Here is a 14254-nt window from a genome sequence, read left to right as displayed (position 1 = left end):
GTTCCTACAGCTCCGGGCGGATCGTCTCGAGTTCGAAGGCCTCGAGGATGTCGTCGGGTTCGACCTCGGCGAAGCCGTCGACGACGATGCCGCACTCCTGGCCTTCCTTGACCTCTTTGACGTCGTCCTTGAACACCCGCAGCGAGCCGATCTTGCCCTCGTAGATCACCCGGCCCTGGCGGCGCACGCGGACGTGGCTGCTGCGGGTGACGTTGCCCTTGATGACGCGACAACCGGCGACGACACCGAGGCGCGGGATCGGGAACAGCGCCCGGACCTCGGCCTCGCCCTGCGCCACCTCGCGGTACTCGGGCTCGAGCAGATCGATCATCATCTCGCGGATCCGATCGGACGCCTCGTAGATGACCGAGAAGGTCTCGATTGGGATCTTCTCGTGGTCGGCCAGCTGCGAGGCCTTGCCCACGGTCTTCACATTGAAGCCGATGATCAGCGGGTTGCCGGCCGCGGCCGCGAGCTTGACGTCGGTTTCGTTGATGCCGCCGACGCCAGCGTGGATGACATCGACGCGGACCTTGTCGACCGAGAGCCCCTCGAGGGTCTCCTTGAGGGCCTCGGCCGAGCCTTGGACGTCGGCCTTGACCACGATCTTGAGGACCGGGACCTTCTTGCTCTTGATCCGCTCGAGCAGCGACGGGCCCGAGAGCACGCTCTCTTTGCGGCGCCGTTGCTCGCGGCGGTGCGAGACGATCTGGCGGGCGTCCTTCTCGCTCTCGACCACGTAGAAGCGCTCGCCAGCTGGCGGCGCGCCGTCGAGCCCGAGCACCTCGACCGGCGTGGACGGCAGCGCGTTCTTGACCCGCTTGCCCGCCGGTGTGTAGAGGCCGCGGACCTTGCCGCTGAACTCGTTGGCGACCACGATGTCGCCCTTTCGCAGATCTCCGGCTTGGACCAGCACGGTGGCCACGGTGCCGCGGCCCTTGTCGACCCGCGACTCGATCACGGTGCCGGCCGCGGGGCCGTCGATCGGCGCGCGCAGCTCGAGGACCTCGGCCTGGACCGCGAGGGTCTCGAGCAGCTCCTCGACACCTTGGCCGGTCTTGGCCGAGATGTGCGCGATCGTGGTCTCGCCGCCGTAGTTCTCGCCGACGAGGCCCTCTTTCATGAGCATCTGCTCGACGCGCCCGGCGTTGGCGTCGGGCTTGTCGATCTTGTTGATCACGACGACGATCGGGACGTCGGCGTCCTTGGCGTGGTCGATCGCTTCTTTGGTGGTCGGCATCACGCCGTCGTCGGCGGCGACGATCAGCGCGACGATGTCGGTGACCGCGGCGCCGCGCGATCGCATCGCGCTGAACGCCTCGTGGCCGGGCGTGTCGATGAACACGACCGGACCCTGGGCGGTCTCGACCCGATAGGCGCCGATGTGCTGGGTGATCCCGCCGGCCTCGCCCTCGGCGACCTTGGCCTTGCGGATGTAGTCCAGCAGCGTGGTCTTGCCGTGGTCGACGTGACCCATGATCGTGACGACCGGGGCCCGCAGCGGGCTCTCGTCCTCGTCCTCGTAGTCGCCGATGAACTCGTCCTCTTGGAACGAGACGTTCTCGATCGTGTAGCCGAACTCGGCGGCGACCAGCTCCGCGGTCTCGACATCGACCGCGTTGTTGATCGTCACGTTGCGCATGCCCATGCCCCACAAGGTGCGGATCAGCTTGGACGCCTTGACCCCCATCTGGTGGGCCATGTCGGAGATCTGGATGGCCTCGTCGACGCGGATGCGCTTCTTCGCGTCGCTCATCTCGATGGTCGAGACTTGCTTGGGACCGCCGCGATCGCGACGGACCCGCGAGCGCGGCCGACGGCCCCGCTGCTGCGATCGCTCCTCGCGCCGCTTGCGGGCGGTCGCGCGACCCTCGGTCTTGCCCTTGTTGGCCTCGGTGATGATCACCTGCTGGCGGCGGGGGCTCGAGGGCAGTGAGATGAAGCCGAGGATCTTCGGCTCGGATCGCTTGGACGCGGCGGCCACGATCACGCCGTCGGCGTTGCGGACGACCCGGCGATCTTCTTCGTCGCTGCGCGACGGCTTGGCGGCCTCGGCCGCAGCCGCGGCTTGCTCCTGGGCGACGGCGCGACGCTCGGCTTCGACCTGCTCGCGCCGCTCGTCTTCGACGACCTCCGCCTTGCGGATCTCTTCGTCCTTCTCTTGCTGCTCGATCTTGGCCGCGAGCCCGGTCCGGAACCGGCGCGTGCCCTTGGGCAGCTCGATCCGATCACCGACCTTCGGCGGGATCTTGGGCTCGTCGCTGTCGAAGTCCGCGTCGCTGTCCTCGACCGGCGGCTGGGCCGGCGGACTGCGTCGCTCGCTGGCCGACTCGACGCTGGGCGCAGCGCTAGCGGGTGCGACAGCTGGGCTGGGCTCGCTGCGGCGAACCTCGGTCAAGCGTGGGCGAGCTACCGGTGGCGCGGCGGCGACGGGCGCGGCGACCCGCTGGGCCTCCTCGACCTCGCGCTCGCGCTCCTGCTCTTTCTCGCGCTCCTTGACCGCCGGGCGTGGACCCTTGGCCCGACGTCGGATCGGTCGCGCCGAGCTGGCCTCGGCCGCGGCGGGTGAGCTGGACGCCGGCTTGCTGCGGCCAGCACCCGGGCGGGTGGTGACGCCAGCAGGTGGGGTCGTGGCGGGAGCGGGAGCGGGAGCGGGAGCGGTGCTCGGGGCAGCGCCGGCTCCCTGCTGCCGACGACGAACCCGATCGGCCTCGTCGTTGGTCAGCGTGCTCATCACACCCTTAATCTCGATGCCGAGCGAGCGGACCTCGTTGACGAGGTCTTTGTTCTCGGTGCCGAGCTCTTTGGCGAGCTCGTAAATGCGGATCTTAGCCATGTGTGGGGGTACCTCCCTGGCGGTTCGCGCTGGAACGGCGGTCGGAGGGTGCGGGCTGGGATGATAGTTCAAACAAGAGGCGTTCGAGTCCCCGTCGACCGAGGTGGGCGTGAGTCTTTTCCGCGCAGCGATCGAGCAGATCGATCTCACGACGGAGAATGTCAACTGTGGCGGTCCACAGGGCGTCGGCCGCGGCTGGGTCGATCGCGCTGAGGGTGTCGCGCCCGGCGCGGGGCCGACCGCTCGTGCTGCTGAAGGCGCGGGTAAACACGCGGCGCTTGATCGCGCGATCGAGGCACGCCCGACGGGGACACAGGTAGGCGCTGCGGCCCCCGAGGGACCGCCTAGCGCTCAGCGTCGGGGTGACCTGGGCCGGTTTGCCGTCTGCGCCGGGGCGCAGACCAAAGCGGAGCAGCTGCGACTGCGCGTGACGCGCGCGGCACCCGACGCACATTCGCACGGGGCCGGCCTGAGGCACGGCCGGCAGCCCGCTCCCAGCGGGAGCGATCTCCTGGTCACCCGTCATCGTCATTCAGCCATCGCCTCCCGGTGATGCAGGGGCGCTGTCGTGGTCGTCGTCGTCGTCCTCGACGTCGTAGACGACCTCGAGCTCGATCTTGCCGCTCGCGGCGTCGTTGGCGGTGTCGATGATGTCGTCGGCGGCGTCGGCACTGCCGACGACCTGGGCCAGCTCGTCGACGTTGGCGACGGCGAGATCGCGGAGCGACCGCCAGCCCAGATCAAACATGTGGGCGGCGAGGTCACGACCGACCCCGGGGATCGCCGCCATCTCGGCCCGGCTGCGGCGCTCCATCTCGCGGATCTTGCTCTGCGAGTGGATGTCGATCCGCCAGCCGGTCAGCCGCGAGGCCAGGCGCACGTTCTGGCCCTTCTTGCCGATCGCGAGGCTGAGCTTGTCGTCGGGCACGACCAGCTCCATCGTGTGGCGCTCGGCGTCGATCAGGACCCGCGAGACCTGGGCCGGCTGGATCGCGTTGCACACGAACCGGGCCGGATCCTCGTCGAACGGCACGATGTCGATCTTCTCGCCGCGCAGCTCCTGGACCACGGCCTGGACCCGGCTGCCGCGCATACCCACGCAGGCGCCGACCGGATCGACGTCGCGGTCGCGGCTCGACACGGCGATCTTGGATCGCGCGCCCGGCTCGCGGGCGCAAGCCTCGATCCGCACGATGCCCTCGAAGATCTCCGGGACCTCGTGCTCGAACAGCTTCTCGACCAGACCCTTGTGGGTGCGCGACAGGATGATCTGCGGGCCGCGGGCCGACTTGTCGACGTCCTTGACGTACGCAACGATCCGATCGCCTGGGCGCAGCGACTCACGCGGGACCTGGTCGCGCGAGGGCAGGATCGCCTCGGCCCGGCCATTGTCGACCTCGACGACGATCGAGCCCCGCTCGAAGCGACGCACGATCCCGGTCATCAGCTCGCCCTTCTTGTCCTTGTAGCGATCGTAGAGGTTCTCACGCTCGGCCTCGCGGACCCGCTGGATGATCACCTGCTTGGCGGTCTGCGCGGCGATCCGTCCGAACGCGGTGTTGACCTTCTGCAGCGCCGGGATCTCTGGGTACTGCTTGGCCTGGGCCTCGGCCTGCTTGTGGTCTTCTTCGAGGTAGAAGATCTGGAACAGGAGCTCGTCGCCGACCTCGGCCTCGAGCCCGGCGCGACGGGCCTGCTCGACGCTGATCTCGCGCATCGCGAGCTCGACCTTGTCGACCACATACAGCACCTGAAACAGGTTCACGTTGCCGGTGTCGAGGTCGAAGCTGGCCTCGATCTCACGATCGGCGAACACACGCTTGGCCGCGGTCGCCACGGCCTGCTCGACCGTGTCGATCAGCACATCCCGCTGGATGTTCTTCTCCTGACAGACCGCGTCGATGACCGTGCTGAGGTTGACGTTCTCTTCCATGTCGTTGTCCTCGAAACGAAGCGACCTGGTGGGGGGTCAGCCCTCCCACACGAGGTTGGCCCGGCGGATCCGGGGCAAGGGAATGCGGAGCTCGCGGGGGCGATCGGCGTCTTGAATCACCACGACTCCGCGACCGGGGTGCTCGGGCGCGGCGGGGTCTGGCTCGACCGCCGTGATTCGCCCATGAAATTTACGCTGCTCGCTGTCCTGCTGCTCGGGTAGGTCCAGCGGCTCCCAGGTCTCGAGCTTCACGCGGCCGCCGATCTGGGCGGCGAAGTGGCGCAGCCGTGTGAGCGGCCGATCGACGCCCGGCGACGAGACCTCGAGGCTGTAGGGCCGACTGAGCAGCGCAGCCAGAGCCGGGTTGACGGGCTTCGGCTCGGGCGTGTCCGCCGGCTCAGCTGGGGCGGTGGTGCTGGCCGGAGCGCTGGCCGGAGCGCTGGCCGGATCGCTGGCGTCGAGCGTGTTGCCAATGATGCGACTCATCTTCGAGCAGTCGCCCACGGAGACCCCAGCGGGATGGTCGAGGTAGACCCGCAGCACCCGGCGCTTGCCCGAGGTGATCCACTCGAGCAGCAGCAGCTCGTAGCCCATGGCCTCGATCGCCGGCTCGATCGCCTGCTCGACCAGTGTGACCGCCGCCGCGTGGCGACCATGCTCGCGCGCGCCCTCGGAGTCCTGATCCTGCTGATCAGACGGACGCGCCGCACCCGCCGTAGAGCGGTCGGAGTCATGGGTGTCGTGGGCTGGAGTCATGCGAAACCGTTCCTCGCCCGGCGTTCGTCCTTGGCTTGGCGACATTCACCCAAAGTTGGGTGTCGGCGCCGGGACGAAAAAAGAGCGGAGGATGGCCCCCGCCCTTTGCCGAGTTCGGAGTTGTGGACGAATCGGTATCACAGCCGTTTCGCGCGAGCAAGCCCAGCGATCAGGGCATTTAGGGGGGCCGCCAGCCGCCGAGACAAAGCGACCTAAATCACATGGCTGATATCAGCTCGGACTGCGAAACAGCGAGCGCAGGCGGGCGTAGTGTACGGGCAGGAGGCGTGACGCGAGGTACCGACAGGCGTGGGCTCCACGTCTTGATCGACCGCTACGGCGACGGTGACTCACGAGCGTTCTCAGCGCTCCACGCCTCGCTCAGCCCCGTCTCCGTGGTTTTTTGATGAAGCTCGTGCGCGATGAGCCGACGGTCGATGACCTCTTGCAGCTGACCTTCCTCGAGGCTCACCTGGCCCGCGATCGATTCTGTGTCCAGGGCGGCGACCCAGACGGCGCGGTGCAGGGCTGGTACTTCGCGATCGCGCGCAACGTGGCGCCCGATCACCTGCGCCAGCGGGGCCGCCGAGATCGACGGCGGGTCGAGCTCGACGCCCACGCGGGCGGCCCCGAGCGTGAACTCGCCGATGACGCGGCCTCGGTCGAAGCGCTGGCGCTCGAGCATGAGCGCGCGGACGAGATCATCGACCAAGTTCGCGACGCGATCGCCCTGCTCCCCGCCAGCGAGCGCGAGGTGGTCGAGCTACACAAGCTGCGTGGCATGACGATGGCCGAGGTCGCCGAACGACTTCAGATCCGCGAAGGGGCGGTGCGCGTGCGGGCCCACCGCGGCTACAAGGCGCTGGCGCGGAGCCTCGGTGTCGGAGCGTCGGGCGCGCTGCTGCTCGGCTCGACGCTCGCTTGGGTGGCGCAGGTGTGGATACTGCGGGGGTCGGGCTCATGACAGAACCACGCCACACGCCGCAGCCCACGATCGACGCCGCCCAGCTGATCGTCGCCGACCTCGAGTCGTGTCAGCGCGAGCGTCGGCGCCACTTCCTCCCAGCCCTCGCTATCGTCACGCTGGCGGTCGGCGGCGCGCTGCTGATGATGGGGCTGCGCCCCGATCTGCTCGCGCAGCCATGGTGGCAGCTGGTCGTGCAGTGCGTGCTGTGGGTCCTGTGTCTGATCGTGTTTCCGGCGATCGGGTTGGGCCTGATGTTCCCCAGCCGCGGCGCTCGGATCGGCCTGGCCGCGGGTGCGGTCGGGCTGACGATGGCCGCGACCCTCGGCGTCCCCGAGCCCGCGATGTTCGGGTCCGACCACCACTTTCAGCTCGCTGGCGGCTGTGGCCTGATGATCACCGTGTACGCGACCGTGGTGTTGCTCATGGGGCTGCTCAGCGGCGCGTTCATCCAGCGTCGCAAGGCCTCGGCTGTCTACTGGATCTCGGCGGGGATCTCACTCACTGCCCTCACCGCGATCACCTGGCAGTGTCCGATGACCGGGGCCGCCCACGTCGTCCCCAGTCACCTCGGGGTCGCGGCCGCCCTGATGATCGGCACCTCCTCGATCGGCGTGTTCGTCCACCGCCGCCGGCTCCGCGACCGCCGGGCGACCCCCACGCCCGACCGCGAGCCCGACCGCAAGCCCGGGCCCGCCGGAAGCTGAGGCCGCCCCCTCCTGACGTCGCTGGATCCGCGCGTCCCGGCGGGCCGCCCGACCCCGTGTGCGCCGGACCCGTCGGGCGATGACTGCATAGATCCGGACCGCCCCGTCCCAGGCGACCGGGCACAGCTCGTGGTTCGCCCCGCCCAGCTCGAGCACGAAGACCTCGCCGATCGGCGGCGGACGCTGCTCGACGTCGATCGTCGTGATGTCGCGGATCATCACGCGGATCCGGCGGCCGCGATGGCGAAACCACAGACGCCGGCCGTACTGGACCACGGAGCCAGGGACGAGCGCCCACACGATCATCCGGACCCAGCCCAGCACATACAGGACAACGAGCCCGATCAGCACGCGGGTCAGCGCTTCAGAGCCCGCACCGATCACCCACCACGAGCTCGGCAGCCGAACGATCCCGACGACCAGGAACGCCACGAAGTACAGCGGCCACAGGCCGAAGCGCGCCAGGGTGCCAGTCCAGTCGTCGGGTCGCGCGACTCTCAACCACGGACGAAACACGGGCGACAGTATACCGGGTAAGCTCTCGCGCTGTGTCACGCCTCGGCTATCTGATCCCGCTGATGTCCGTGCTCGTCGCCACGTCGGGCTGCGGAGAACAAGCCTGCACGCTCATCGGGTGCGTCTCGACGCTGGAGGTCAGCTACGGCGACGTCGTCGTCAACGAGCCCTACGCGCTGACGATCAACCCCGGCGGCCAGACCACCACGGTGACCTGCCTGAACGATGATCCCGACGGCGAGCCGCTGCCAGACTGGCTCTCGTGCGACGCCAACGGGTTCGAGGTCACCGGTGAGGACGCGCAGGGCACCACGATCAGCGTCACGGTGGTCCCGCTGTCGACGCAAGAGGCGGTGATCCCCAGCGCGCTGGTGCCCCTGATCGTCGACGAGACGATCCAGCCGAACGGCCCCGACTGTGAGCCGGTCTGCTATCGCCGCGTGGGCACGGTCAGCGAGTAGTCGCGCTCCGCCGCTCGCGCTCGCCCCTCATGCCCGCCAGATCCGGTCGATGATCAGCTGGACGCGATCGTTGCCGCGGTAGCTGTTGCGCGAGGGGGTGAACAGGCAGCCCACCGCGTCCCCTCGCCCGACCTCGAACTCGGCCTTGCGAAACGCGATCGCGTCGCGCTGGTGCCGGCCCTGGCGGAGCGTGAGCGCGAGGTGGCGGTCCTGAAGCACGCGAAGGTTGACCACCGTGGCGCCCGCGCACAGGTAGCGGGGCCGGGCGAAGCCGACGCCGAACGGACCGAGCGACTCGATCGCGCCGATCAGGCCCAGATCGATGTCTTCGAGGGCGAGCTCACCGTCGTGATCGTCATAAGGATCGGTGCCAGCGTCCTCGCCGAGTTGGGCGGCGCAGGCTCGATCAAATTGTTCGGTCAGCGCGGGGATCTGCGCGGCGTCGAGGCTGACCCCGGCTGCCGCCTTGTGTCCGCCGAAGCGCCGCAGCAGCCCCGAACACTCGGCCAGCGCGGCGCGGACGTCGACCCCACCCGCGCTGCGAGCCGAGCCGCGGGCCTCGCCGCTGGCTGGATCGACGCCGATCACCAGGGTCGGTCGGGCGAAGCGCTCGACGATCCCAGCGGCCGCGATCCCGACGATCCCCGGCGCCCAGTTGTCGCGCGCGACCACGATCCCGCTGCGTCGCGGCGTCTTTGGATCTTCGGCGAGCAGCTCGAGCGCCTCGGCGACGATCCGCTCCTGCAGGCTCCGACGCTGGCTGTTGAACATCTCGACCTTGGCGGCCAGCGCCTGGGCCTCGGCCCCGGAGCGCGAGCGCAGCAGCTCGAGCGAGGGCTCGGCGCTGCCGAGTCGGCCCGGCGCGTTGAGCCGCGGACCGAGCATGAAGCCCAGGTGTCCCTCGTCGACGCTGGCCTCGGGCTCGACCCGTGCCCGGCGCAGCAGCTCGCGCACGCCCGGCCGGCGACGCTGGCTCAGGACCTCGAGACCCGCGCGGACCAACACCCGGTTGTCGCCGACGAGCGGCATCATGTCGCACACGGTCCCGAGCGCGACCAGGTCCAGCCACGCGCGCGGGTCAGGCAGGTTGGCGCGGCTCGACGGCTCGGCCTTGGCGATCGCCGAGCGCATGCCCGCGGCCAGGTAGAAGCCGACGCCCGCGCTGCACAGCCCCTTGAACGGGAACCCGCAGTCGGTCTGGTGCGGGTTGATCAGCGCGGTCGCGGGCGGCATCGTCGTCGGCACCTGGTGGTGGTCGATGACGATCGTCGGCACGTCGCGGGCGCTCAGCCACGCGAGCGCCTCGTGATCAGAAGTCCCGCAGTCGCCGGTCAGGACCAGGTCGACGCCGGCCTCGTGCAGGGCCTGCGCGGGCCCGAGGCCAAACCCGTAGCCGCCCTCGCGGCTCGCGACCTTGGGCACGATCTCGACGCCCAGGCACTCGAGGAAGGTGGTCAGGATCGTGGTGGTCGTGACCCCGTCGACGTCGTAGTCGCCGAACATGCCGACCCGCCAGCCGCGGCGACGCGCGGTGAGCAGCAGCTCGATCGCGGGGGCGAAGCCGGCCATGTCGGTCGGCCGCGAGAGATCCCGCAGGCGCGGCTCGAGGAAGCTACGCTGGTCCTCGAGCGCCTCGACCCCGCGCCCGACCATGAGCTCGACGAGGATCGGGTGGATACCGAGGGCCTCCGCGCGCTCGCGCAGCTCGGCCTTGGTGTAGTCGGCCAGCGCTCCCCGCAGGCGTACGCGCGGCGGCTCACCGAGCGCCCACGCCTGCGACTCGCCGTCGGCCGCGTCATCGTCCTCGGCCGCGCGCTCGTCCATGAGGAGAGGGAGGAGGTCAGCGCGGATCAGTCTTTGGGTCGCCGACGACGCCGACGAGTCTTGCGCTCGCCGAGGCCCTTGTCGGCGTCGGAGACCTTCACGGACAGGTCGTCGTCAGCGTCGTCTCCGTCGCTGTCATCGGCATCCGATTCTGCACCTTCAGCGTCTGGCGCGGCCTCGACAGCCTCGACATCGACGGCGTCGCCCTCACTCGGGCCTTCGCCCTCGCCCTCGATCTGGGGACCGAGCAGCGTCCCCGTTCCCCGCTCGACGTCCTTGTCGGCCGTGAGCAGGTGGCCCTTGCCCTTGTACATTTTGTCGTTGATCCACAAGAAGACGGGCGAGGCCACGAACAACGAGGAGTAGGTCCCGGCGATCAGGCCAACGACCAGCGCGAACGCGAAGTCCTTGATCTGCCCGCTGCCGAGGATCCAGGTGGCGAGCACCACGATCAGGGTCGTCGACGAGGTCAGGATCGTGCGGCTGAGGGTCTCGTTGAGCGCGGAGTTGGTGGTCTCGCGGATCGGCGCGTCGCGGTTGAGGGCGACCCGCTCCCGGACCCGATCGAACACCACGATCGTGTCGTTGATCGAGTACCCGATGATCGTCAGGACCGCGGCGATCGACGTCAGGTTGAACTCTTTGCCGGTCAGCGCGAACGCCCCGACCACGATGATCGCGTCGTGCGCCAGCGCGACGATCCCACCCGGCGCGAAGCGCAGGTCGAAGCGGATCATCACGAACAGGAAGATGAAGCCGATCGCGTACAGCATTGCCTGTACGCCATCTTTCTTGAGCTGACTGCCGACCTTGGCGCCGACGGTCTCGCTCGCAACGACGGGCAGCGCAACGGTGCCCTCGCCGAGTCGCTCGTTGATCGTGTTGGCGATGTCGTTCCCGACGCCGACCAACGCGAACTCGACCGGAAATTCACCGGGCTTGCCGGTCCCAGCCGAGGCCGTGCCGTGACACCCGGACGCGGTCATGAGCCGCTCGATGTCCGGGTAGCTCGGCTGGGCCGTGAACTTCATGAAGATCTTCGAGCTCTCGGCCGGGTGCACGAAGCCGTCGTCTTCGGGCAGCAGCTTGGTGCCCTCGAGGCCCGCGAGCGAGTCGCGGCAGACGGCGAGCTCGGCCTCGGAGATCGCGACGACCTCCTTGACGCGGATCAGCACCTCGTTCTCGGCGTCGGGCACCGCCACGACCGAGCTCCCCGAGTAGCCCTCTTCGTCGAGCAGGCTGCGCAGATCCTCGATGTCGACGTCCTTCGTGAGCGCGAGCCGGACCGAGGAGCCGCCTTGAAAGTCGATGCCAAAGTTGAGCGCGGACCCGGAGGTCACGGTGTTGAACACCATGGTGCCCAGCGAGAGCAGCACCAGGATCATCGAGATCACCAGACCGACCTTGGTCCGCCCGACGAAGTCGATGTGGGTGTCGTCCGGGATCAGCTTGAAAAACTTGAGCTTGCTCGGATCCGGCGGCGCGGCCCGGCCTGAACCATCGCCGCCTCGACCGGCACCGCTGCCGCGTCCTCGGCGACGGCGTGAGCCGCTGGTGGCGCCCTCGGGGGTCGTTTGATCGTTGTCGTTGTCAGCCATGTTCATGCCCCCCTTTCTCAGATCGAGACACGGTCGAAGCCGCGCCGGTTGGCCTGCCAGTCAAAGAACACCCGCGTCGCAAACACGCCGGTGAAGATTGAAGTTGCGATGCCGATCAGCAGCGTGATCGCAAACCCGCGGATCGGACCGGAGCCGTACTGCCAGAGCACCAGCCCGGCGATCGCCGTGGTCAGCTGCGAGTCGAGGATCGTCGTGAACGCCCGATCGTAGCCGGCCTCGATCGCGGCGCGGGCGGTGAAGCCCTCGCGCAGGAACTCCCGCACACGCTCGAAGATGATCACGTTGGCGTCGACGGCCATGCCGATCGTGAGCACGACCCCAGCGATGCCGGGCAGCGTCAGCGTGGCTCCGAACAAAGCCATGAACGCGAGCACCAGGACCATGTTCATGACCAGCGCAAACACGGCGATCACGCCCGCGGCCCGGTAGTAGATGGCCATGAACACGATGACCAACCCGAGCCCGACCAAGAACGCCTTGAACCCACGGGTGACCGAGTCCTTGCCGAGATCGGCGCCAACGCGGATCTCGAACTCCTTGTTGAGCCGCGCGGGCAGCGAGCCGCTCTTGAGCACCTTGACCAGGTCGTTGGCCTGCTGGCGGAGCGTGTCGCCGGCCTGCGAGCCGAGCGTGATCACGACGTTGCCGTTGGGGATCCGCTCGTTGAAGATCGGATCCGAGACGACCATGTCGTCCATGATGATCGCCATCTTGCGACCGATGTTGTCGCCGCTCATGCGATCGACGTCGCGGGCGCCGATCTTGTCGAAGCTGACCTCGACCTGCGGGGTCCCGGTGTCGGACTTGTAGCCGACGTTGGCGGTCGTGATCCGGTCACCGGTGATGTCGGCGCGGGCCCGGATGATGTGGGTGCGCCACAGCTGCACGGGCTCCTCGTTGCGGCGCAGCAGCCACGGCTGCTTGCCGTACGCGACCTTGTGGGTGCTGGGGATCCGCCACTCGGGGGGCAGGCTGTTGAAGAAGCGCTCGAGCGTCTCGCGCTCCATCGCGTAGAACGCGATCGGCCCCTTGACCATCGGCGCGCCCTTGTCGGGCTTGCCGTAGTCGTCTTCGATCGCAACCGAGATGCCCATGCCCTGGGTGACGAAGCCAGCGTCGAACAGCGCTTGCAGGTAGGGCTTGCCCGTGTCCTTGAACAGGGTCTCGTCGTCGACCATGTGCATCTCGAGCACCGCGGCGCGCTCGATGATCTTCAGCAGTCGGCGAAAGTCGGAGGAGCTGTCGAGCACCTCGTCGCGCGCGGCCTCGGTCAGCGAGATCGTGACCGACTCGGGATCCGGCGCCGCGCCAGGATCGGGCGGCAGGATCACGACCTCGTCGCCCAGGCGATCGTCGAAGATCAAGGTGGAGCCGTCCTCTTGCGGGACCAGCTTCTGGGCGCCGAACACCTGCTCGATCACGGCCCGGGCGTCCTGGCCCGGCACGCGCAAGTCGATCGCGCCGGGATCGTCGCGGTTCTCGATGCCCTGGACCTGCACCCCGCCGTTGGCGGTGAGCAGGGTCATCAGCTGGTTGGCGGCCTCGTTGGCGGCCGCCCGCAGCTCGGTCGCGGTGTCGCTGACGCCGGGCAGCTCGATCACGACCTGCCGGTTCTTGGGATAGATGTTGGGCTCGGCCACACCGACCGCGTCGACGCGGCGCCGCACGGTGTCGATCGCCTGGCCGACGACGGCCTTTTGGGCCTCTTCGATGACCGAGTCCGGCACCGTCATGCGGATGACGCCCTGCGCGGCGAGATCGGAGTCGTCTTCGCGCTCGAGGTAGCCGGCGACCACGGCCATGACGTCCTCGGTCGCGAGCTTGATGTCCTCGGGGTTCTCGAACCGGACGAGCAGCGCGTTCTTGCCGTCGCGCTCGGTCGTGATGACGACGTCTTTCTTGTCCTTGAACGCGGACTCGAGCTCGCCTGCCATCTGATCGAGCTTGTTCTCGAGCGCCTCGTCGACGGCGACCGAGTACTCGAGGTGCAGACCGCCCTGAAGGTCCAGCCCCAGCTTGAACTGTCGGGTGAAGGTGTCGGTGATCCAGCTCGGGAGCTCGAATTTCCCGATCTGCGCGAACGAGGGCAGGATCGAGAGCGTCGCCACCGAGAGCAGCACCACCAGGAACAGCGCCTTGATCTTGACGAAGCGGCGCATGGATCAGCCGGCCTTCCGTGACGCGTCGTCGTCCTTGTCCGAGGCGGCGGTCTTGGCGTCGTCGTCCTTGGACTTGTCGTCTTTCTTCGCCTCGTCCTTGGACTTGTCGCCCTTGTCGCCCCGGTCCTTCTTGGCCTGGCTCAGCGCGGCCTCTTCGAAGTCCGCCACGTCCTTCTTGAGCACGCGAACCTTGACCTTGTCGGCGATCTCGACCACGACGATGTCGTCGTCGACCCGGCTGATGCGCCCGATCAGTCCACCCGTGAGGACAACCCGGTCACCGCGCTTGAGCTCGGCCAACCGTTGTTTGCGCTCCTTTTCCTGCTTGCTCATTGGGCGGAGCACCAGGAAATAGAAGACGCCGATCATGAGGATGAAGGGCAAGAAGTCCCCGAGGGGACCCATGGCGCCTTCGGCGAGCAGCATCGGTGTTGAAGCGAACATGGCCGGAAGTGGCTGGGAGTATCACGCGATATCGG

10 protein-coding genes and 1 pseudogene are annotated in these 14254 nt (G+C 68.4%); 3 read left to right on the top strand and 8 right to left on the bottom strand.

Annotated elements, in window-relative coordinates:
* Positions 1 to 4 precede the first annotated feature (4 nt).
* From infB to rimP, 4 genes are all read right to left on the bottom strand, one after another.
* Positions 5 to 2836, bottom strand: coding sequence for a translation initiation factor IF-2 (gene infB / locus ENSA7_RS14145; RefSeq protein WP_106089815.1), 2832 nt, complete (start codon positions 2834 to 2836; stop codon positions 5 to 7).
* Complete coding sequence (locus ENSA7_RS46145) at positions 2829 to 3290, bottom strand: YlxR family protein (RefSeq protein ID WP_372237563.1); 462 nt, start codon at positions 3288 to 3290, stop codon at positions 2829 to 2831. Before ENSA7_RS46145 ends, infB begins: the two co-directional genes overlap by 8 nt.
* A gap of 78 nt (positions 3291 to 3368) precedes the next feature.
* Complete coding sequence (nusA, locus tag ENSA7_RS14135) at positions 3369 to 4769, bottom strand: transcription termination factor NusA (RefSeq protein WP_106089813.1); 1401 nt, start codon at positions 4767 to 4769, stop codon at positions 3369 to 3371.
* A gap of 36 nt (positions 4770 to 4805) precedes the next feature.
* The gene (gene rimP, locus ENSA7_RS45045; RefSeq protein WP_219907965.1) at positions 4806 to 5525 is read right to left on the bottom strand and encodes a ribosome maturation factor RimP; all 720 of its coding nucleotides are present in this window, start codon (positions 5523 to 5525) and stop codon (positions 4806 to 4808) included.
* Between the two features lie 394 nt (positions 5526 to 5919).
* On the opposite strand from rimP, the pseudogene ENSA7_RS14125 reads away from it, so the two are divergent.
* The 3 genes and pseudogenes from ENSA7_RS14125 to ENSA7_RS14115 all read left to right on the top strand — a co-directional run.
* A pseudogene (locus ENSA7_RS14125) lies at positions 5920 to 6489 on the top strand (RNA polymerase sigma factor); the annotation flags it as partial.
* Positions 6486 to 7196, top strand: coding sequence for a hypothetical protein (locus tag ENSA7_RS14120; RefSeq protein WP_146157675.1), 711 nt, complete (start codon positions 6486 to 6488; stop codon positions 7194 to 7196). The pseudogene ENSA7_RS14125 and the gene ENSA7_RS14120, both read left to right, overlap by 4 nt.
* Positions 7197 to 7744: 548 nt before the next feature.
* Positions 7745 to 8173 carry a hypothetical protein gene (locus tag ENSA7_RS14115; protein WP_106089809.1) on the top strand — a complete coding sequence of 143 codons (429 nt, stop codon included), beginning with the start codon at positions 7745 to 7747 and terminating at the stop codon, positions 8171 to 8173.
* A 27-nt stretch (positions 8174 to 8200) separates the two neighbouring features.
* Here the strand turns inward: ENSA7_RS14115 and recJ are convergent, their stop codons facing one another.
* Genes recJ through yajC form a run of 4 tightly spaced genes read right to left on the bottom strand, consistent with a single transcriptional unit; the run spans position 8201 to position 14219 of the window.
* Positions 8201 to 9997, bottom strand: a complete 1797-nt coding sequence (recJ, locus tag ENSA7_RS14110; protein ID WP_106089808.1) for a single-stranded-DNA-specific exonuclease RecJ — start codon at positions 9995 to 9997, stop codon at positions 8201 to 8203.
* 26 nt (positions 9998 to 10023) lie between these two features.
* Entirely contained in the window at positions 10024 to 11601 is a 1578-nt protein-coding gene (gene secF / locus ENSA7_RS14105) for a protein translocase subunit SecF (RefSeq protein WP_106089807.1), read from the bottom strand.
* Between the two features lie 11 nt (positions 11602 to 11612).
* Positions 11613 to 13775: a protein translocase subunit SecD gene (gene secD, locus ENSA7_RS14100; protein WP_106089806.1), complete on the bottom strand. Its 2163-nt coding sequence runs from the start codon at positions 13773 to 13775 to the stop codon at positions 11613 to 11615.
* A 3-nt stretch (positions 13776 to 13778) separates the two neighbouring features.
* Entirely contained in the window at positions 13779 to 14219 is a 441-nt protein-coding gene (gene yajC / locus ENSA7_RS14095; RefSeq protein WP_106089805.1) for a preprotein translocase subunit YajC, read from the bottom strand.
* Positions 14220 to 14254: the final 35 nt, after the last annotated feature.

The sequence above is a fragment of the Enhygromyxa salina genome (assembly GCF_002994635.1).
Lineage (GTDB): Bacteria > Myxococcota_A > Polyangia > Nannocystales > Nannocystaceae > Plesiocystis > Plesiocystis salina_B.
The sequence above is the reverse complement of the archived record's forward strand: the minus strand, read 5'-3'. Positions and strand labels throughout refer to the sequence as shown.

Bases quoted from the DNA above. Each gene is read 5' to 3' on its own strand.
- ENSA7_RS46145 (WP_372237563.1), bottom strand. From the start codon at position 3,290: ATGTGCGTCGGGTGCCGCGCGCGTCACGCGCAGTCGCAGCTGCTCCGC.
- ENSA7_RS14120 (WP_146157675.1), top strand. From the start codon at position 6,486: ATGACAGAACCACGCCACACGCCGCAGCCCACGATCGACGCCGCCCAG.
- secF (WP_106089807.1), bottom strand. From the start codon at position 11,601: ATGAACATGGCTGACAACGACAACGATCAAACGACCCCCGAGGGCGCC.
- infB (WP_106089815.1), bottom strand. From the start codon at position 2,836: ATGGCTAAGATCCGCATTTACGAGCTCGCCAAAGAGCTCGGCACCGAG.
- nusA (WP_106089813.1), bottom strand. From the start codon at position 4,769: ATGGAAGAGAACGTCAACCTCAGCACGGTCATCGACGCGGTCTGTCAG.
- rimP (WP_219907965.1), bottom strand. From the start codon at position 5,525: ATGACTCCAGCCCACGACACCCATGACTCCGACCGCTCTACGGCGGGT.
- yajC (WP_106089805.1), bottom strand. From the start codon at position 14,219: ATGTTCGCTTCAACACCGATGCTGCTCGCCGAAGGCGCCATGGGTCCC.
- secD (WP_106089806.1), bottom strand. From the start codon at position 13,775: ATGCGCCGCTTCGTCAAGATCAAGGCGCTGTTCCTGGTGGTGCTGCTC.
- recJ (WP_106089808.1), bottom strand. From the start codon at position 9,997: ATGGACGAGCGCGCGGCCGAGGACGATGACGCGGCCGACGGCGAGTCG.